Below are 18,423 nucleotides of genomic sequence, written 5' to 3'. Positions count from 1 at the left end.
GCGTAGCACTGGAAGGGGTCCCACTCGTTGGTGACCGGCTGCAGCCGGTTCCAGCCGAACGCGGTGTCGGTGAAGCTGGAACCGCCGGCGCCCGTCGTGAGGGTGCCGCCGGCAGGGGCGCGGAGGGTGACTTCCAGGTTGGGGAAGTCGAACTCGACGCCGCCGGCCCATTCGCCGTCGGACTTGACGCGCAGGTCGTTGCCGTTGCGCTCCACGGTCTGGTGGGCCGTGCCCAGGTTGCTGCCGCCCGTCAGCTTGTAGCTGACGATCTTGGCGTTGGCCGGAACCTTGTAGTTGAACGAGATGGTGTTCAACAGCTTGTTGTAGTCGGCGATCGCCTTGATGGGCGCCGAGTCGAAGGTGACCTTGAAGGTCTGGCCGGGCGCCACCTTGGCCGGGGCCGTGGTGGTGAAGTTGCGGCTGTACTCGACGGGTATCCACTCACCGGAGACCCGCGTCTGGCAGATGTACGGGAGCGTGGTCGTCGCGGTGTCGGCACTGGCCGTTCCGGACGTGGCAAGTACCCCCGCCAGAGCCAGACCCAGCGAACCGACCGCGCCGCCCGTCAGCTTCCACTTGCGCTGCACTGATGTTCCTTTCCAGAGCCCGTCGGCGTGGAGGTGTCCCCGCCTGGTCGATCACTTTTCGTCAGCCTGCTGGAGATCCGTTGGAGAAGGGATCCAGCCGACCAGGCGGGTTCACGCTCTCCCGTCAGGCCCCGGCGCGCTGTGCCCAGGCCACTTCGAAGGCGGCCGTGAGCACGGCCGGATCCTGTACTCCGGAGACCGGCGGACGGCCGTCGATCACCACGGAGGGCACTCCTCCCACGCCGGCGGCGCGGGCCCGGCGTTCGTCCGCGGTGACCTGGTCCGCGTAGGCCTCGCCCGCCAGCAGCGCGGCGACCTCGTCGGCGTCCAGGCCGGCCGCCGTGGCGATGCCGGACAGCACGTCCGGGTCGGCCACGTTCAGCGCGTCGGTGTGGTAGGCGTGGAACAGGCCTTCCAGCACCTGGTCGACCCGGCCGCGAGCGGCGGCCAGGTGGATCAGCCGGTGGGCGTCGAAGGTGCTGACGGGGCGGGACTTGTGCAGGTTCAGCTCCACGCCCTCCTGCTCGCCGTTCGAGCGGATCAGTGCGACCCGCGCGGGTACGGCGGCCGGGTCGGTCCACTGCTCCATGGCCTCGGCGGCCGTGGGGCCCGGGACCCCGTCCGCTTCGGGGGCCAGCTGGAAGCTGCGCCACACCACTTCCACCGCGTCACGGTGCGCGAAGCCCTCCAGGGCCTTCGCGATCCTGCGCTTGCCGATGTAGCACCAGGGGCACAGGACATCGGAGTAGATCTCTATCTTCATGCGTACGCTCCTCACTACGCGCCGCCCGTGCGTCCCGGACCGGCGGCTGCCGCTCCGGGCGGCGGCGCCGACTGCGTCCCCGCCTCAGGCGACGGTGACGACGACCTTGCCCCGCACGTGTCCGGTCTCGACCTCGCGGTGGGCGTCGGCGGCCCGCTCCAGCGGGAAGGTCCGGGACACCTCGACGCGGAGCTTGCCGGCGGCGTAGAGCGCGGTGAGCTCGGCGAGGCGGGACTGCGCGCGCTGGCTGAAGATGCCGCGCACGCCGAGTTCCTCCAGCCGTCCGAAGTCGACCAGGGTGCCGATCCGGTTCTTGTCCTTCACGAGCTCCACGGAGTCGTCGAGGGCGACGCCGCCGATGCCGTCGAGGGCCGCGGTGACGCCCTGCGGGGCGAGTTCGCGCACCCGCTCCACGAGGCCCTCGCCGTAGCGGACCGGGGTGGCGCCGAGCTCCCGCAGGTAGTCGTGGTTGCGCTCGCTGGCGGTACCGATCACCGTGGCGCCCCGCTCCTTCGCGAGCTGCACGGTGATGGTGCCGACCCCGCCCGCCGCGGCGTGGACGAGGAGGGTGTCGCCCTCGCCGACCGCCAGCGCCTCCAGGGCAGTGTGGGCGGTCTGCGCGGAGGCGGAGAAGGCCCCGGCGACCTCCCACGGCATGTTCGCCGGCTTGGCGACGACCTGGTCGGCCGCCACCACCAGGTGTTCGGCGTAGCAGGAAAGGATCGCCCAGCCGAGGACCTCGTCGCCTACGGAGAACGCGCTGACGCCCTCGCCGAGCTCGTCGACGACTCCGGCGAAGTCGTTGCCGACGGTCTGCGGGAACGTCAGGGTCGTCCCCGGCGGCGTCCAGCCTCCGCGCACGGCGCAGTCGTAGGCCTGCACACCGGCGGCCTTGACCCGGACGCGGATCTGTCCGGCGGCCGGGCGTGGGGTGTCGACCTCCGCGACCTGGAGGACCTCGGGGCCGCCGAACTCGTTGAACACCGCTGCCTTCATAGGACACTTCCTTAACTTCGTGCGTGATGGTTCCGGCCGGGGCTCGTGGCGCGGCCGTGCGGACTGCCCGCGGTCGGGGTCGGGCCGCGGGCGGGTGGGTCAGTAGTTGCCGAGGCCGCCGCAGACGTTCAGGGCCTGGGCGGTCACGGAGCCCGCCGCGTCGCTGACCAGGTAGTCGACCATGGCGGCCACCTCGTCCACCTCCACGTAACGGCCGATCGGCACCCGCGTGGTGACCTTCTCGGCGGCCTCCTCGGCCGTGATGTTGTAGGAGGAGGCGTAGTGCTGGCGGACCCGCTCGGCCATCGGCGTCTCGACGAACCCGGGACACACGGCGTTCGCGGTGATGCCCGTCTTGGCCAGGTCGAGGCCGAGGGCCTTGGTGAAGCCGACGACGCCGTGCTTGGACGCGGAGTAGGGGGCCGCGGTCACGGCGCCCTGCTTGCCGGCCGTGGACGCGATGTTGACGATGCGGCCCCAGCCCTTGCCGAGCATGCCGCCGGCGCTGAGCACCTCGCGCGTCAGCAGGAAGACGCTGTTGAGGTTGGTGTTGATGACGTCGTACCAGAGCTCGTCCGACATCTCGGCGACGGGTCCGCCGCCGCTGCGGCCGGCGTTGTTGACGAGGATGTCGACGGTGCCGAACCGCTCGACCGCGGCGCCGACGAAACGCTTCACGTCCTCCCGGTCGGTCACGTCGCAGGTGGTGCCGTCCACGGCGCCGCCCGCCTCCTGGAGGCTCTTCACCGTCGCGGCGAGCCGGTCCGCGTCACGGCCGCACAGGTACACCTGCGCGCCCTGCTCCGCGAGGTGGGCGGCGATGCCCAGCCCGATGCCGCTCGTCGCCCCTGTCACCAGTGCGACCTTGCCGTTCAGCGAGCCCATCGTGCCTCCGTATCGCAATGTTCCGGCCCTTTTCCGGACCAGACGGACTACGGAGAGCGTGGTTCGCCGCCCTCGACCGCCGGTCGAGGAACCCTTGAGGGCCCGTGCGGGCGCGCGGACGCCCCGCCGCGCCGCCATCGCCGGTCCCCGGCCCCCACGTGCGCCGAGACGGACCTTCGAGCGGTCCTCGAGAAAGGCAACAGAGCGTCAAAGGATCAATTGACGCAGTTTCTGTCGTGGTAGGGGGCCGGTCTCTCTGCGGCCAGGCCGGAAAGGACTTGACTCGATGTCCAGCTCGCACACCTACGGGACGAGTCGCGCGCGATGACCCGACGAGTGGTGATTACAGGAATCGGCGTACGGGCGCCCGGCGGCTCCGGAGTGAAGGAGTTCTGGGACCTGCTGACCGCCGGCCGCACCGCGACCCGCGGGATCACGTTCTTCGACGCCTCGCCCTTCCGCTCCCAGGTGGCCGGAGAGGTCGACTTCCACGCCGAGGCCGAGGGCCTGACGCCGCGTGAGATCCGCAGGATGGACCGGGCGACGCAGTTCGCGATCGCCTGTACCCGGGAGGCCGTGGCGGACAGCGGGCTCGCGTTCAGCGGCGTGCCCGCGCACCGCATCGGCGTGAGCCTGGGCAGCGCCGTCGCGGCCGCGACGAGCCTGGAGAACGAGTACCTCGTCATGTCCGACCGGGGCCGTGACTGGGTCGTCGACCCGGACTACCTCTCCCCGCACATGTTCGACTACCTCAGCCCGGGCGTCATGCCCGCCGAGATCGCCTGGGCGGCCGGCGCGGAGGGCCCGGTGACGATGGTCTCCGACGGCTGCACCTCCGGGCTCGACTCCGTCGGGTACGCCGTGCAGCTGATCCGCGAGGGCAGCGCCGACGTCATGATCGCCGGAGCCGCGGACACCCCCGTCTCCCCGATCGTGCTGGCCTGCTTCGACGCGATCAAGGCCACGACCTCGCGCAACGACGACCCCGAGCACGCCTCCCGGCCTTTCGACGCCACCCGCAACGGCTTCGTCCTCGCCGAGGGAGCCGCCATGTTCGTCCTGGAGGAGTACGAGGCGGCCCGCGCCCGCGGCGCCGACATCTACGCCGAGGTCACCGGCTACGCCACGCGCTGCAACGCGTACCACATGACCGGACTCAAGACGGACGGCCGGGAGATGGCCGAGGCGATCCGCGTCGCCCTGGACGAGTCGCGCGCGGACGCCACCACCATCGACTACATCAATGCCCACGGCTCCGGCACCAAGCAGAACGACCGGCACGAGACCGCCGCCTTCAAGCGCAGCCTCGGTCAGCACGCCTACGACGTTCCGGTCAGCTCGATCAAGTCGATGATCGGGCACTCGCTCGGGGCGATCGGCTCGATCGAGATCGCCGCGAGCCTGCTGGCGATCAGGCACAACGTGGTGCCGCCGACCGCCAACCTGCACCACCCCGACCCTGAGTGCGATCTGGACTACGTCCCGGTGACCGCGCGCGAGCACCGGGTCGACTCGGTCCTCACCGTCGGCAGCGGTTTCGGCGGCTTCCAGAGCGCCATGATCCTCCGCGCCCCGGAAGGAGCGAAGGCATGACCAGGACCGTCATCACCGGGATCGCCGTCACCGCACCCAACGGAATGGGCGTGGAGGCCTACTGGAAGGCCCTGCTCGACGGCAGCACCGGCATCGCCCCGGTCACCGGTTTCGACGCCACCGGCTACCCGGCGAGCCTGGCCGGCCAGATAGCCGGCTTCGACCCCGCCGACCACCTCCCGGGCCGGCTGCTGCCGCAGACGGACCGCTCGACGCAGCTCGCGCTCGTCGCCGCCGAATGGGCGCTGACCGATGCCGGAGTCCCCAACGACACCGTCCAGGACTACGACATCGGCGTGGTGACCTCGAACGCGCTGGGCGGGTTCACCTTCACCCACCACGAGTTCGCCAACCTGTGGACCAAGGGTTCGAAGTTCGTCAGCGTCTACGAGTCGTTCGCCTGGTTCTACGCGGTCAACACCGGCCAGATCTCCATCCGCCACCAGCTGCGCGGCCCCAGCGCCGCGCTGGTCGGTGAGCAGGCCGGCGGTCTCGACGCGCTGGGCCACGCCCGCCGCACCATCCGGCGGGGCACCCCCGTCGTCGTCGCCGGCGGGGTGGACTCCGCCTTCGACCCGTGGGGCTACGTCTCCCAGCTGGCCGGCGGCCGCGTCACCCGGGAGAGCGACCCGGCCCGCGCCTACCAGCCGTTCGGCGCCCAGGCCTCGGGGTACGTGCCGGGCGAGGGCGGGGCGATGCTCATCGTCGAGGACGAGGCCGGCGCCGTGCGGCGCGGCGTACGCCCGTACGGGGAGATCGCCGCGCACGCCTCGACCTTCGACCCCGCTCCCGGATCCGACCGGCCGCCGACGCTCGGCCGGGCCGTCGAGGCCGCGCTCGCCGAGTCCGGGCTCGCGCCCGGGGACATCGACGTGGTGTTCGCCGACGGCGCCGGCATCCCGGAGCTGGACGCCGCCGAGGCCGCCGCGATCCGCTCCGTGTTCGGGGCGGGCGGCGTGCCGGTGACCGTCCCGAAGGCGCTCACCGGGCGGCTGTACTCGGGCGGCGGGCCGCTGGACGTGGTCACGGCCCTGCTGGCCATCCGCGACGGCGTGATCCCGTCCACCCCCACGGTCACCGAGGTCCCCGCCGGGTACGGCATCGACCTGGTGCACACCGGGCCCCGCGAGGGGCGGATCCGCAACGCGCTGGTCCTCGCCCGCGGCCGGCACGGGTTCAACTCGGCCGTGGTCGTCCGCGGCCCGCGCGACTGACTCCCGCCGGCCCGCCGGGGCCGGGGCCGCGCCCCGGTACCGGCCGGTCCACCCACCGTCCCAGGCCTCCACAGTCCAGGAGAGACACCCACATGACCACCGCTGTCAGCACCGACCTCTACTCGCAGGTGCTCCACTTCTACGCCCACCAGATGCAGGCCCTCGACGCCCGCCGCTTCGAGGAGTACGCGGCCTCGTTCACCGAGGACGGCGTGTTCCTGCACTCGCCCGGCGCCGAGCCGGCCCGGACCCGGCCCGGGATCGTGCGGGAGCTCGTCGAGTTCCACAAGAAGTACGACGGGCAGCAGGTGCGCCGCCGCCACTGGTTCAACCAGGTCGCCCTGGAACACCAGGAGGACGGCACCGTCAAGTCCACGGCGTACGCGCTGGTGACCACCGTCAGGCCGGGCGGTGTGCCGGAGATCAACCCGAGCTGCCTCGTCCACGACACCCTGGTCGTCGAGGACGGCGAGGTGCTGATCGCGTCCCGTCTCATCACGCACGACCAGGTCTTCTGAGGATGCCGGCGGACGCCCGCGCGGCGGGCGGCACGGAGCCCCGTCTCCAGGAGGTGGCGGACGGCGTCTTCGCGTACGTGCAGCCGGACGGCGGATGGTGCCTGAACAACGCCGGGCTGATCGTGTCGCGAGGGCGCTCCGCCCTGGTCGACACCGCCGCCACGGAAACCCGTGCGAAGGCCCTGAAGGCGGCGGTGGGGACGGTCACCGCCCGGCCCCCGCGGTACGTGGTCAACACCCACTCCCACGGGGACCACACCTTCGGCAACTACCTCTTCGCCGACGAGGCGGTCGTCGTCGGGCACGAGGGCACGCGCACCGAGATGGAAACGGTGGGCCTGCACCTGACGGGCCTGTGGCCGGACGTGCGCTGGGGCGAACTGTCCGTGGTGCTGCCCGAGATCACCTTCCGGGAGCGCCTCGACCTGTACGTGGGAGACGTGCGGGCCGAGCTGGTGCAGCTGGGCCCCGCCCACACGGCGAGCGACACCGTGGTGTGGCTGCCCGAGGAGCGGGTGCTGTTCACCGGGGACCTGGTGATGTCCGGGTCGACGCCGTTCTGCCTGATGGGTTCGGTGGCGGGGTCGCTGGCGGTGACGGAGCGGCTGCGGGCCCTCGGACCCCGCACGGTGGTCGCCGGCCACGGGCCGGTCGCGGGGCCGGAACTGCTCGACGCGACCGAGGGGTACCTGCGGTTCGTACAGCGCCTGGCCCGGCAGGGCGTCGAGGCGGGTGTCGGGCCTCTGGACGCGGCCCGCGACGCGGACCTCGGGGAGTACGCGGAACTGCTGGACTCCGAGCGGCTGGTGCCCAACCTGCACCGCGCGTACGCGGAGGAACGGGGCGCCGCGCCCGGGGTTCCGCTCGACATCGAGCTGATGTTCTCCGAGATGGTCGACTACCACGGCGGCCTGCCCGTGTGCCACGCCTGACGGCGGACACGGACGGAGGGGCCCCGCCTTCGGGCGGGGCCCCTCCGTCGTGCTCGCGGTGCGGGGCGCCGGGTGCGCGGCGCCCGCCGGTCAGCCGGCCTGCGGCGCCGCGTTCAGCAGGCGGGCGTAGGTGCCGGCGAGGGGGGCGAACTGCAGACCGCTGTGCCCGGCACCGCAGTTGACGTCGCGCCAGCGCCGCTGGAGTTCCTCGCCCTCGGCCTGGGCCCGGGTGCCCGCGGTGCGCAGCAGCCGGTCGACGACGGAGGCCAGCAGGTCGGCCGCGAGGGCGCTGTCGCGTCCGTTGCGCGCGGAGTCCAGGTCCGAGTACGGCCCCTCGTCGGTGGTGCGGGCGACCCGCTCCAGGAGCAGTTGCGCGGCGTCGGTCTCGCCCTCGGCGCGGGCCAGCAGCTGCTCGAAGGGGCCGGCGTCCTGGGCGCCGCTGATCGCCCCGCCGGGGCCGGCGAGCTTGCCGCGCACCAGGTGGGACCAGCGGTGCAGGGCGCCCCGGGTGGCGCCGAGCAGCGGTGCGGCGAGGGTGAGGCCGTTGCCGGCCTTCAGCGGTACCTGGTGGCAGGCGGCGTCGGAGTCGGGGGCGGCGCCCGCGAGGAGCACGTCGAGCGCCACGGACCGTTCGTCGGGTACGAGCACGTCGTCCAGGACCACGGAGTTGCTGCCGGTGCCGCGCAGGGCGACGGTGAGCCAGGTGTCCTCGATGCGGTAGTCGGTGCGGGGCACCGCGAACACCCGCACGTGCTGTCCTTCGGGGGTCTGGGCGCGGGCGGCGACGAGGGTCCAGTCGGAGAAGTCGACGGCGCTGACGTAGGGCCAGGTGCCGTTCAGGCGCCAGCCGCCCGGTCCGCGTTCGGCGGTGCCGCTGGGCACCAGGCCGGCGGAGACGACGGTGTCCGGGCCCTTGTGCCAGACGGCTTCCTGGCCGGCCGTGGGCAGGTAGGCGGTCATCCGGCCGGCGCTGGCGACGACGGACGCGCACCAGGCGGCCGAGGTGCATCCCTCGCCCAGTGCGGCCACCGCCCCCAGCAGTCCGGTGAACGTGCCGGCGCGGCCGCCGGCCGCGACGGGGGCGAAGTAGCCGGGGAAGCCCGCCGCGACCACCGCCTCGGCGACGGGTTTGGCCAGGGTGCGGGCGGCCTCGGAGGCGCCGGCGTGTTCGGCGGCGAGCGGCGCCGCGGCCCGGGCGGCGGCGATCAGCGGGTCGGGTCCGGCTGCGCGGTCGTTGCTCATCGTGTGTCTTCCTCTGGTGTGGTGCGGCTGGGAGGTGTTCAGCGCCCGATGCCGAGCCGGTCGGCGGCGGCCGTGAAGGCCTGCGCGGTGTCGGGCAGCCGGCCGAGCGCGTCCCGGTAGTCCGCGCGGGCGGCGGCCAGCCCGTCGCGTACGGCGGGGTCGTAGAGGACTGCCTCCAGGCCGCTCACCACGGCGTTCTCGTCGAAGACCTCGGCGCTGAGGACCGTGTCCGCGAAGGGGTTGTCGTGGAGCAGGCCGGACAGCAGGCGGCTCCAGCGCAGCGGCCACTGGTGGAAGGAGGGCACGGGCCCGGGGAAGTCGGTGAGCCAGGAGCGGGCGGCCGGCGAGAGTGCGCCGAAGGGCGCGGTTCCCGACGCGGCGGCCCCGGCGGGGAAGGCGTGCCCGTTGGTCGCGATCAGTCCGGGGACGTCCAGGAGGATGGCCCGCTCCAGGGCGTACGAGGTGAGGAAGCAGGACATCACGGCGTCGGACGCGCCGAGCAGCTGGTGGTAGCGGTCGGCCGTGTACACCGGTTCGAAGTGGACCCGTTCGGGCGGCAGGCCGAGGTTCTCGAAGTAGGGGCCGACCATCACGAACCGGGTGTCGGCGGGCAGCCTGCGCAGGTAGTGGCCGATCAGCCGGGGCAGCCGGACGGCGAGTTCCCGGGTGGCCGGCCCGGCCCGGGTCTGCATGATGTGCTGCCACGGCAGGGTGGGGAAGAGCAGGAGCCGCCGGCCGGCTTCGACGCCGGCCGAGCGGCGTACCCGCTCGCGGGCCGCGTCGGAGAGGGGGGTGAGGGTGCTGTTGGCCCGGTAGAGCATTCCGTTCGGTCCGGCCGGCCGCTGGGGCCGGTTGACCGGGACGGGTCGCAGGTGGAGGGGCATGTCGAGGAGGTTGGCGTCGACCGTGACGGTCTTGCCGAGGACCTCGACCTCCCGGTCGGTGTCCGCGAGCCCGAGCATGTCGATGGGCAGGACGGGCACGCCGAACTCCTGGACGTACCAGGGGTCGGTCTCGTAGTTCACGAGGTGGGTGAGCCAGTGCCCGAGGTAGTCGCTGAGGACGATGGCATCGGGCCGGAACTCCCGGACGGTGCGGGCGACCGTGTCGCGGATCCCGTGGCCCAGGTCGGAGGTCACGACGGTGTAGGAGTGGCCGGAGGCCTTCAGCTGGGGTTCGTTGTCGGCGTCGACGACGAAGTGGCACCGCACTCCGGCGGGCTTCAGCTGGTGGGCCAGGTCCAGGCCCACGGTCGTCTCGTGGAGGGTCTTGGCCAGGGTGGCCATGAAGAGCAGTCGCATGCGGTGTCCGCCGTCTCGGTCAGTGCGGGAAGGCGGAGACCAGTCGCTCGATGGCGCCGACGGCCTGCGCGGCGACGGGCTGGGCCGCGACCTCGGCGGCCAGCTCCCGGGCGCGTTCCCGGTAGGACGCGGTGGCCAGGATCTCCGCGCAGGCGTCCGCGAGGGTCTCCGCGGAGTCGTTCTCGGGGGCGATCATCTTCCCGGCGCCGTAGGCGTCGAGGCGGGTGCTGTAGTCCACGCAGTACGGCAGGTACGGGACGAGCACCTGCGGTACGCCGTAGGCCACGTAGCCCATCGTGGTGTTGCCGCCCGCGTGGTGGATCGCCAGGTCGGCGGTGGGGGCCGCCTGGTGGAGCGGGATCCAGCCGGCGCGGATGCCGGGGTGCAGGGGGCGCAGCTTCTCGGCGACCGCCTCCGGGGTGGCGACCAGCACCTCCACGTCCAGCTGGGAGACCTTCGCGACGAGCCCGTTGAGGATGTCGAAGTCGGACTCGGGGGTGACGCGGCTGCCCGCGGACACGAGCACCCGGGGGCGTTCGCCCTTTTGCAGCATCCACGGTTCGACCGGCTTCTGCGTGGCGTACGGCACGTAGCGCATCAGCTGGGCGGGCAGGGCGTCGGAGGGCCGCAGGCTGGGCGGGCAGATGTCGACGAAGAGGTCGGTGCGGGGCATCTCGTAGAGGCCCAGCCGTTCCATCTCCGGGCCCAGTTCGGCCGCGGCCGCGAGGTCGATGGTGCGGGGCTCGCCCATGTCGATGGCCTGCTTGACGTACGGGACCCCCGCGTGGGCCGCGATCAGCGGGGCGGCGAAGGCCAGGGCCCCGCCGACGACCACGTCGGGCCGCCAGCGTTCCGCGAGTTCGATCAGCCCGTCCAGGCAGCTGGCGGCGTACCGGCCGAAGGTGCGGCCGTTGAAGATGTACCGCTCGTGCAGGTCCTCGGGGATGGGGACGCGCACGCCCCGGCGGTCGACGAGGGCTTCCTGCATGGCCTTCGAGGACACCGGGGCGGCGGGTATGCCCGCGGCCGTGATGGTCGTCATGCAGTTCTCGGGCGCGGCCATGATGACCTCGTGCCCCGCGTTGCGGGCCGCCTGGGCCAGGGGAACGATCCCGAAGATCACTCCAGAGGTTCCGCCGGCTACGAACAGAATCTTCATGCGGTCAATCCTGGAAAATCGGGATCGGAAAGGGCTCGGGAAGGGCTCGGGACGGGATCGGGACCGGCTCGGAGGAGGCTCGGGAGCCGGGTCAGGCGGCGGGCTTGCGGGCGGTGATGATCCGGTAGCCGAGGTGGTCGCGTTCGAGCTGCGAGACCTGCCCGATCATCTCCTTGAACTCCTCGGCGAAGGCCTGGCCGCCCTTGGCGACGACCTTCTCGTAGTTCTCCTCCACGATCCGGTCGATGCGGGCGGCGGACTTGCGCAGGTGCTCGCCCGCGTCGTAGTCGCGCTCCACGACGAAACCGGCGGTGGTGAGCAGTTCGACGTACTGCTCGGGGGTCGGCAGGGAGTCGACGGTGAAGCCCTCGACGAGGACCTTGCGCCAGTGGGCGTCCAGTTCGACGGTCTCGGCGTAGTCGGAGAGGACGAAGACCCCGCCGGGCTTGAGGACGCGGTGGATCTCGTCGAGCGCCTTCTGCCGGTCGGAGAGGTACATGACGGATTCCACGGCCCACGCGGCTTCGTACGAGCCGTCGGCGTAGGGCAGTTCCATGGCGTCGGCGCGCTCGAAGGAGACCCGGTCCGAGACTCCCGCCTCGCGGGCCAGCTCGGTCCCGGCGTCGACCTGCTCGGTGCTCACGGTGATGCCCGTGACCTTGCCCCCGCCGGTCTGGGCCAGCCGGATCGCGGGGCGGCCCTTGCCGCAGCCGACGTCGAGGAGGTGGGCTCCGGGCGCCAGCCCGACCTGTCCGATGAGGACGTCGGTGAGCCGGTCCTTCGGGTCCGTGCCGGGGTCCTCGTCGTCCCAGTAGCCGATGTGCAGGTTCTGGCCCATGAAGATCTCCCAGAGCCACCCCCGGTCGTCGTAGAACTCGCCCACTTCGTCCGGCGTCAGGGCCTGGTGCTCCGCCATCGGTTCCGCTCCTCGGTTCTTCGGGGTCAGGGGTCCCGATCCTGGCGACCGCGGTTCGACTCCCGCTCGAAGAGCGATCGTGGAGCCGCTCCCCAGCGGCGGTCGAGCGGTGTCCGGCAGAAGGGCGGCGGAGCCCCGGTGGTGCCTTGGCGCGGCCTGGGCCGTGCGCCGAGCGGGGGTCGAGCGGGGGTCTAGCGGAATCTCGCACTCTGGGGGATAAAGATCCCCTTCGTGGGCGGGAAGGGTTCCGGTCCGATATTTCCGGACATCCCACCGGTGTCCCCGCGACCTCGAACTCCCCCGACGCACCGACCGGGATCGTGGACCGCATACCACCACCGGAGTTCCGTATGGCCGCACAGCCTCTGGCTGCCGCAGCAGCCCCCGCCCCCAACAGGGCCACGCTGTTCATCCTTCTCACCATCTCGACCCTGACCATCATGGCCGGAGCCGTGGTCGCCCCGGTCGTCAGTGTCATCAGAGGTGATCTCGGGGTCAGCGGCACCCAAGCCGGGCTGATCCTGACGGCGCACGGCCTTTCCCTGGCCATCGTCAGCCCCTTCATCGGCTGGGCGATCGACCGCTGGGGGGTACGCCTGCCCCTGGCGCTCGGTCTCGTGATCTACGGCCTGGCCGGCGGGGCGGGACTGTTCGCCGACACCTACACCACCCTCATCATCAGCAGGTTCGTCTTCGGCATCGGCGCCGCCGCCCTGTTCAGCGGGACGACCGTGGCGCTGATCGCCCTCTACCAGGGGCCGGAGCGGGACAAGGTCGCCGGCTGGCGCGGCACCGCCATCAGCATGGGCGGCATCATCTGGCCGCTGATAGGCGGTGCGCTGGGCAGCCTGTCCTGGCACGGGCCGTTCGCGGTCTACCTGCTGGGCATCCCGCTCGGCGTCGCGGTGCTCTTCGTCCTGCCCAACGCCCCGGTGGCGCCCCGGGCCAAGGGCGTCAGCGCGGTGGCCCTGATCCGGCAGCAGCCCCGGCTGCTCCAGCTGTACGGGCTGTCGCTGTTCAGCTCGTTCCTGCTGTACGTGATGGCCGTCTTCCTCCCGCAGCGGCTCACCCAGCTGGACGTGGCCGACCCGTTCGTCATCTCCCTGATCACCACCAGCACCTCGGTGGCGGGCAGCGTCATCGGCCTGTTCTACGCCCGGCTCAAGGGCCGGCTCGGGTACGTGAACCTGCTGCGCATGTCCCTGACCCTGTGGACGCTCTCGATGCTGACCATCGGGCTGGCCGGGCACCCGGCCCTGCTCACGGTCGCGGCGGCGCTGTTCGGACTCGGCAGCGGGGTTTCCGTACCGGCGCTGGCGATGATGCTCGGCGAGGCGGCTCCGCCCGCCCTGCGCGGCCAGGTCATGGCCCTGTCGGGGACGGCCAACTTCCTGGGGCAGTTCGTCGCGCCGCTGATCATCGGCCCCGTCATCGGAGCCACCTCGATCACCACCGGCTTCGTCATCGCGGCCGGTCTCGGCGCCGTGGTGCTGCTGCTGTCCCTGGCGGTGAAGGAGCTCCCCGCCGCGGCCGGGGAGGCGGGGGAGGCCGGGGAGGCACCCGCCGGTCCGCCCGCGGCCGCTCCTGCGGACCGGGTGACCGCGGAGGACACCAACCGGGACTGACCGGACCCGGGAAGCGTTAACGGCGTTAACGGTGGTGCACCGTTAACGCCGTTAATGGTCGGGCCCGTTGGGCGGTCTGCTCAGCCGGCGGACGACAGCAGGGCCGCGCCCGTGCCGGGCCGGGTGAAGCGCCGGTTGTGGTAGACGAGCGGCTCCGCCCCGCTGACGTCGGCGGATTCCATGCGGCCGACGAGGATGCTGTGGTCCCCGCCGTCCAGGACGTCGTGCAGGGTGCAGACGATCCGGGCCGTGGCGTCGGTCAGGCCGGGCAGTCCGTGTTCGAGCGGCTCCATCGGAGTGCCCGCGAACTTGTCCCGCCCCGAGTGTCCCGAGCGGGCGAAGGCCCCGGCGACGTCGGCCTGGTCGGCGGCCAGCACGTTGACGAGGAACCGGCCGGTGCGGGTGAAGGCGTCGTGGCAGGACGCCTTCTTCGCCAGGCAGACCAGCACCAGCGGCGGGTCCAGGGAGAGGGACGTGAAGGAGCCGGCGGTGAAACCCAGGCGACGGCCGGCCGGGTCCACGGTGGTCACGACGGTGACCGGCGTGGGCACGTGTGCCATGGTGCGGGCGAATTCGGCGGGGTCGATGGTGGGCAACGGTCCTCCTGGCTCAGGTGCGTACGGGCGCGGCCGCCGGATGGGTGGGTACCGGCCCGTTCTTCTCAGGCTGCGCGGACCACCATGGCCGCGTTGAAGCCGCCGCGGCCGCGGGCCAGCACCAGGGCGGTGCGCAGCCGCCCGGGGCGGCGTACCGCGGTCACGAGGTCGATGGGGCAGTCCGCCGCGGGCGGGCCGGTGTTGACGGTCGGCGGGATCACCCCGTCGCGCAGGGACAGCAGCGCGGCGGCCAGGTCGAGGGAGGCGCCGCCCGCGGCGAGCCGGCCCGTCATCGTCTTGGGTGCGGTCACGGGGACCCCGTGGGCGCCGAACAGGGCCGCGATGGCCTCGGCCTCGTCCCGGTCGGCGGCGCGGCGTCCGGCCGCGTCGGCGAAGACCACGTCGACGTCGGCCGGCTCCAGTCCGGCCTCGCGCAGTGCCAGTGCGGCGGCGTCGCGCAGGCGCGGGGCGCCGCCCGATCCGGGCTTCGGGTCGAAGGTGGCGGCGTAGCCGGCCACCGTCCCGTAGACCGTGGCCCCGCGGTCGTGGGCCGCCGCGGCCTCCTCCAGGACGAGGAGCGCCCCGCCCTCGCCGACGACGTGGCCGTCGGCTTCGGCGGAGAAGGGCAGGTAGGCGCGGTCGGGGTCCTCGGAGGTGCTCAGCTCGCCGCCGGCGAGGTGTGCCGCCCAGCCCCACGGGCAGAGGGAGGAGTCCAGGCCGCCGGTGATGAGCAGCCGGATGCCCTTGCGGAGCTGGCGGCGGGCCTGGGCGACGGCGTCGAGTCCGCCGGCCTGCTCGCTGACGATGACGCTGTTGGGTCCGCGCATGCCGTTCTTGATGGAGATCTGGCCGCTGTTGACGGCGTAGAACCAGGCGAAGGACTGGTAGGCGCTGACGTACTGGCCGCCCTTGCTCCACAGGGCCTGGAGCTCGCGCTGGCCGAACTCGTAGCCGCCGGCGGAGTTGGCGGTGATGACGCCCGCCGTGTAGTCGGCGAGGTCGGCCGGGTCCACTCCGGCGTCGGCGAGGGCCTCGTCGGCGGCGGTGAGGGCGAGCCGGGTCACGTGGGCGGTCTGCGGCAGCAGCCGGCTCGGAAGGTGCTCGGCCGGGTCGAATCCGGGGACCTCCCCGGCCAGCTTCGCCGGGTACTGGCCGGCTTCGAAGCGGGAGAGCGGGCGGATGCCGCTCTCGCCGCGCAGGACCGCGCTCCACCACGCCTCGGTGCCCAGCCCGTTCGGGGCGGCGACGCCGATGCCGGTGACGACGGGTGCGTCGGGCCGGACCGCGGCGTCGGGCCGGATGCGGGTGGCGCTGACGGTCGTGTCGGTGGTCATGCGGCATCTCCCAGACGCGGGCGGGTCAGGATCATGGCGCTCTGGAAGCCGCCGAAGCCGCTGCCGACGCTGAGCACGGTGTCGGTGCGGTGCTCGCGTGCGGTGAGCGGGGTGTAGTCCAGGTCGCACTGGGGGTCGGGACGGTGCAGGTTCGCGGTCGGCGGCACCACGTTGTGCTCGATGGCCAGCGCGCTGGCGGCGATCTCCAGGGAGCCGATCGCCCCGAGGGAGTGCCCGATCATCGACTTGATGGAGCTGACGGGCACCTCGTAGGCGTGCTGTCCGAGGCTGCGCTTGAAGGCGGCGGTCTCGTGCCGGTCGTTCTGCTTGGTGCCGGATCCGTGCGCGTTGACGTAGTCGACGGCGCCGGCGTCGAGGCGTGCCTCGTCGAGGGCGACGGTGATCGCCTGCGCCATCTCGTGGCCCTCGGGGCGCAGGCCCGTCATGTGGTAGGCGTTGCCGCGGCTGGCGAACCCGGAGATCTCCGCGTACACGTGGGCGCCGCGGCGGCGGGCGCTCTGCAGTTCTTCGAGGACCAGGACGGCGGAGCCCTCGCCGAGGACGAACCCGTTGCGGGTGGCGTCGAAGGGCCGGGAGGCGGTCGCCGGGTCGTCGTTGCTGGGCGAGGTGGCCTTGATGGCGTCGAAGCAGGCGACGGTGATGGGGGAGATCGGTGCCTCGGTGGCGCCGGTGATCATCACGTCGGCGCTGCCCTCGCGGATCAGCTCGACGGCGTGGCCGATGGAGTCCAGGCCGGAGGTGCAGCCCGTGGAGACCAGGGAGACGGGGCCCTGGGCGCCGACCCGCCAGGCCACTTCCGCGGCCAGCGAGCTGGGTACGAAGTAGTCGAACAGGTGGGAGACGGCGAGGGTGTGGTCCACCTGCCAGGTGCTCCCGCCCCCGCTCACCGCGTCGTACTCGGTGTCGAGGCCGGTGGTGCAGCCGACGGCGCTGCCGAGGGTGACTCCGGTCCGGGTGGGGTCCAGGAGTCCGGTGTCGAGTCCGCTGTCGCGGAGCGCTTCGTCGGCGCTGACGAGCGCGAACTGGGCGGCCCGGTCGAGGCGGGCGGCCTCCTGCGGGGTGAACCCGTGGTCCAGGGGGTCGAAGTCGGCCTCCGCGGCGATGCGCGAGCGGAACTGCGAGGCGTCGAAGAGGGTGACGGAGCGGGTGGCGGTCCGGCCGGAGGTGAGGTGGGACCAGTAGTTCTTCGTGCCCACTCCCCCGGGTGCGACCACGCCGATGCCGGTGATGACGACGCGTCTGTTCATCGGTTGTCCTTCACGGGGGAGTCCTTCTGCGTCTCGGCGCTCCGCGTTTCCACGGCCTTGCGGAGGGAGGCGACGACGGTGAGCACGTCCGCGTCGGACAGGCCCGGGTGCAGGGGCAGGCACAGGGTCCGGTCGGACACCCAGTCGGAGCCGCTGAGTTCGGGGGCCGGGCCGTCCGCGGGTGCGTAGGCCGGCACCTTGTGGAGGGGCGCGTAGCGGAAGGTGGTGTAGATGTCGTCCGCGAGCAGGTCGCCGGCGACCTGGTCGCGGATCCCGGGGTGCAGCTGCACCCAGTAGAAGTAGTACGTGGACTCGTGGCCCTCGGGCAGCGGCGGGGGCGTCAGCACGCCCTGGAGCCCGCCGAGTTCCCGGTCGTAGAGGTCGACGATCTCCTTGCGGCGCGCGACCATCTCGGGAAGCCGGCGCAGCTGTACGGAGCCGATGGCGGCGGTGAGGTCGTTGCCGATGACGCGGCGCCCCGGTTCGGGGATGTCCAGCTCCCACCAGCGGGCGGAGACCTTGGCGTAGCCGAAGCCGCTGGACTGGGCGAGGCCGTGGTAGGCGAGGCGGCGGATCCGGGCGGCCCGCTCGGGGTCCTTGACGTAGATCATCCCGCCGTCCCCGGTGACGAGGACCTTCATGGCGTCGAAGCTCCACATCGCGATGTCGCCGAAGGTGCCGACGGCCCGGCCGTCGACGCGGGAGGCGACGGAGCAGGCGGAGTCCTCGATCAGGGTGATGCCGAGGTCGCGGCAGCGTTCGGCGATCCGGGCGATGTCGCCGGGGTAGCCGCCGTAGTGGAGGACGACCACGGCCTTGGTCCGCTCGGTGAGGGCGGCCTCGATGTCCTCCAGGGTGGGGTTCAGCGTCCGGGGGTCCACGTCGCAGAAGACCGGGCGGCCGCCGTGGGCGAGGACGGCGTTGGCCGCGGCGAGGAAGCTCAGGGACGGCAGGACGACCTCGTCGCCGTCCTGGAGGTCGAGGGCCTCGGCGGCGAGGAACAGGCCCGAGGTGGCCGAGTTGATGAAGACGACGTGTTCCGGGGCGACACCCAGGTGTTCGGCGAAGGCCGCTTCGAAGGCCTTGGTCCGGGGTCCGTGACCGAGCCAGCGGTCCTGGAACACAGCGGCAACCGCGTCGAGTTCCTCAGCACCGACCTGGGGCTGAAAAAGATTGATCATAGCTGCCTCTCACGTCCGGGTGTCACTGAGAGCTTGCGAACGTCTGCTCGACCTTCGATCCAGTTCCGGTGGTCCCGGCCCGTACGGGGCAGGCCCCCGGCACGGATGCCGGGGGCCTGCTTTCAGCCTGTGCCCCTGATCGGGGCCGTGATCAGTAGCGGTAGTGGTCGGGCTTGTACGGGCCCTCGACCTCGACGCCGATGTAGGCGGCCTGCTCGGGGCGCAGGGTGGTGAGCTTGACGCCGAGGGCGTCGAGGTGGAGTCGGGCGACCTTCTCGTCGAGGTGCTTGGGCAGCACGTAGACGTCGGTCGG

General features: G+C 72.3%; 18 protein-coding genes. 5 read left to right on the top strand and 13 right to left on the bottom strand.

From position 1 onward, the window contains the following. The 4 genes from AC07B0_RS40205 to AC07B0_RS40190 form a co-directional block, all read right to left on the bottom strand. The coding region (locus AC07B0_RS40205; protein WP_478900579.1) for a hypothetical protein at positions 1 to 587 on the bottom strand (587 nt) is incomplete at its 3' end. 124 nt (positions 588 to 711) lie between these two features. Then, positions 712 to 1,350, bottom strand: coding sequence for a DsbA family oxidoreductase (locus AC07B0_RS40200; RefSeq protein WP_478900577.1), 639 nt, complete (start codon positions 1,348 to 1,350; stop codon positions 712 to 714). An 84-nt stretch (positions 1,351 to 1,434) separates the two neighbouring features. Further along, positions 1,435 to 2,346 carry an NADP-dependent oxidoreductase gene (locus AC07B0_RS40195; protein WP_356879250.1) on the bottom strand — a complete coding sequence of 304 codons (912 nt, stop codon included), beginning with the start codon at positions 2,344 to 2,346 and terminating at the stop codon, positions 1,435 to 1,437. Positions 2,347 to 2,445: 99 nt separating this feature from the next. Then, positions 2,446 to 3,231 carry an SDR family NAD(P)-dependent oxidoreductase gene (locus AC07B0_RS40190; protein WP_356879252.1) on the bottom strand — a complete coding sequence of 262 codons (786 nt, stop codon included), beginning with the start codon at positions 3,229 to 3,231 and terminating at the stop codon, positions 2,446 to 2,448. A gap of 324 nt (positions 3,232 to 3,555) precedes the next feature. Between AC07B0_RS40190 and AC07B0_RS40185 the strand changes: the two genes are divergently transcribed. The 4 genes from AC07B0_RS40185 to AC07B0_RS40170 all read left to right on the top strand — a co-directional run bounded on the left by AC07B0_RS40185 (position 3,556) and on the right by AC07B0_RS40170 (position 7,488). Beyond that, on the top strand, positions 3,556 to 4,824 hold the full coding sequence (locus tag AC07B0_RS40185; protein ID WP_478900575.1) for a beta-ketoacyl-[acyl-carrier-protein] synthase family protein: 1,269 nt from the start codon (positions 3,556 to 3,558) through the stop codon (positions 4,822 to 4,824). Then, positions 4,821 to 6,038 carry a ketosynthase chain-length factor gene (locus tag AC07B0_RS40180; RefSeq protein ID WP_478900573.1) on the top strand — a complete coding sequence of 406 codons (1,218 nt, stop codon included), beginning with the start codon at positions 4,821 to 4,823 and terminating at the stop codon, positions 6,036 to 6,038. Before AC07B0_RS40185 ends, AC07B0_RS40180 begins: the two co-directional genes overlap by 4 nt. A 92-nt stretch (positions 6,039 to 6,130) precedes the next feature. Next, positions 6,131 to 6,556: a nuclear transport factor 2 family protein gene (locus AC07B0_RS40175; RefSeq protein WP_356879258.1), complete on the top strand. Its 426-nt coding sequence runs from the start codon at positions 6,131 to 6,133 to the stop codon at positions 6,554 to 6,556. 2 nt (positions 6,557 to 6,558) lie between these two features. Continuing rightward, the gene (locus AC07B0_RS40170) at positions 6,559 to 7,488 is read left to right on the top strand and encodes an MBL fold metallo-hydrolase (protein WP_356879260.1); all 930 of its coding nucleotides are present in this window, start codon (positions 6,559 to 6,561) and stop codon (positions 7,486 to 7,488) included. A gap of 90 nt (positions 7,489 to 7,578) precedes the next feature. On the opposite strand, the gene AC07B0_RS40165 is transcribed toward AC07B0_RS40170, so the two are convergent. From AC07B0_RS40165 to AC07B0_RS40150, 4 genes are all read right to left on the bottom strand, one after another. Then, a complete protein-coding gene (locus AC07B0_RS40165; RefSeq protein WP_469384896.1) occupies positions 7,579 to 8,730 on the bottom strand; it encodes an acyl-CoA dehydrogenase family protein in 1,152 nt (383 codons plus the stop codon). Positions 8,731 to 8,768: 38 nt separating this feature from the next. Continuing rightward, the gene (locus tag AC07B0_RS40160; RefSeq protein ID WP_478900572.1) at positions 8,769 to 10,031 is read right to left on the bottom strand and encodes a DUF6365 family protein; all 1,263 of its coding nucleotides are present in this window, start codon (positions 10,029 to 10,031) and stop codon (positions 8,769 to 8,771) included. Positions 10,032 to 10,050: 19 nt separating this feature from the next. Further along, a complete protein-coding gene (locus AC07B0_RS40155) occupies positions 10,051 to 11,190 on the bottom strand; it encodes a glycosyltransferase (RefSeq protein ID WP_356879266.1) in 1,140 nt (379 codons plus the stop codon). Positions 11,191 to 11,281: 91 nt separating this feature from the next. Continuing rightward, positions 11,282 to 12,106 carry a class I SAM-dependent methyltransferase gene (locus AC07B0_RS40150; RefSeq protein ID WP_356879268.1) on the bottom strand — a complete coding sequence of 275 codons (825 nt, stop codon included), beginning with the start codon at positions 12,104 to 12,106 and terminating at the stop codon, positions 11,282 to 11,284. Between the two features lie 350 nt (positions 12,107 to 12,456). On the opposite strand from AC07B0_RS40150, the gene AC07B0_RS40145 reads away from it, so the two are divergent. Then, positions 12,457 to 13,731 carry an MFS transporter gene (locus AC07B0_RS40145; RefSeq protein ID WP_478900571.1) on the top strand — a complete coding sequence of 425 codons (1,275 nt, stop codon included), beginning with the start codon at positions 12,457 to 12,459 and terminating at the stop codon, positions 13,729 to 13,731. 80 nt (positions 13,732 to 13,811) lie between these two features. Here AC07B0_RS40145 and AC07B0_RS40140 read toward each other — a convergent pair whose 3' ends face one another. From AC07B0_RS40140 to AC07B0_RS40120, 5 genes are all read right to left on the bottom strand, one after another. Then, positions 13,812 to 14,327, bottom strand: a complete 516-nt coding sequence (locus AC07B0_RS40140) for a flavin reductase family protein (protein WP_356879272.1) — start codon at positions 14,325 to 14,327, stop codon at positions 13,812 to 13,814. 65 nt (positions 14,328 to 14,392) lie between these two features. Beyond that, positions 14,393 to 15,661 carry a ketosynthase chain-length factor gene (locus tag AC07B0_RS40135; RefSeq protein ID WP_467299655.1) on the bottom strand — a complete coding sequence of 423 codons (1,269 nt, stop codon included), beginning with the start codon at positions 15,659 to 15,661 and terminating at the stop codon, positions 14,393 to 14,395. Next, positions 15,658 to 16,929 carry a beta-ketoacyl-[acyl-carrier-protein] synthase family protein gene (locus AC07B0_RS40130; RefSeq protein ID WP_356879276.1) on the bottom strand — a complete coding sequence of 424 codons (1,272 nt, stop codon included), beginning with the start codon at positions 16,927 to 16,929 and terminating at the stop codon, positions 15,658 to 15,660. The genes AC07B0_RS40135 and AC07B0_RS40130 overlap by 4 nt, the downstream gene beginning before the upstream one ends. Beyond that, complete coding sequence (locus AC07B0_RS40125; RefSeq protein ID WP_356879278.1) at positions 16,926 to 18,110, bottom strand: DegT/DnrJ/EryC1/StrS family aminotransferase; 1,185 nt, start codon at positions 18,108 to 18,110, stop codon at positions 16,926 to 16,928. The genes AC07B0_RS40130 and AC07B0_RS40125 overlap by 4 nt, the downstream gene beginning before the upstream one ends. Before the next feature lie 151 nt (positions 18,111 to 18,261). Beyond that, positions 18,262 to 18,423: adenosylhomocysteinase (locus AC07B0_RS40120; protein ID WP_478900580.1), on the bottom strand; the 162-nt coding region annotated here is incomplete at its 5' end.

This window comes from Streptomyces sp. NPDC044704 (assembly GCF_056433525.1).
Note: the sequence above shows the minus strand (reverse complement) of the source record. Positions and strands in the feature narration are given on the sequence as shown.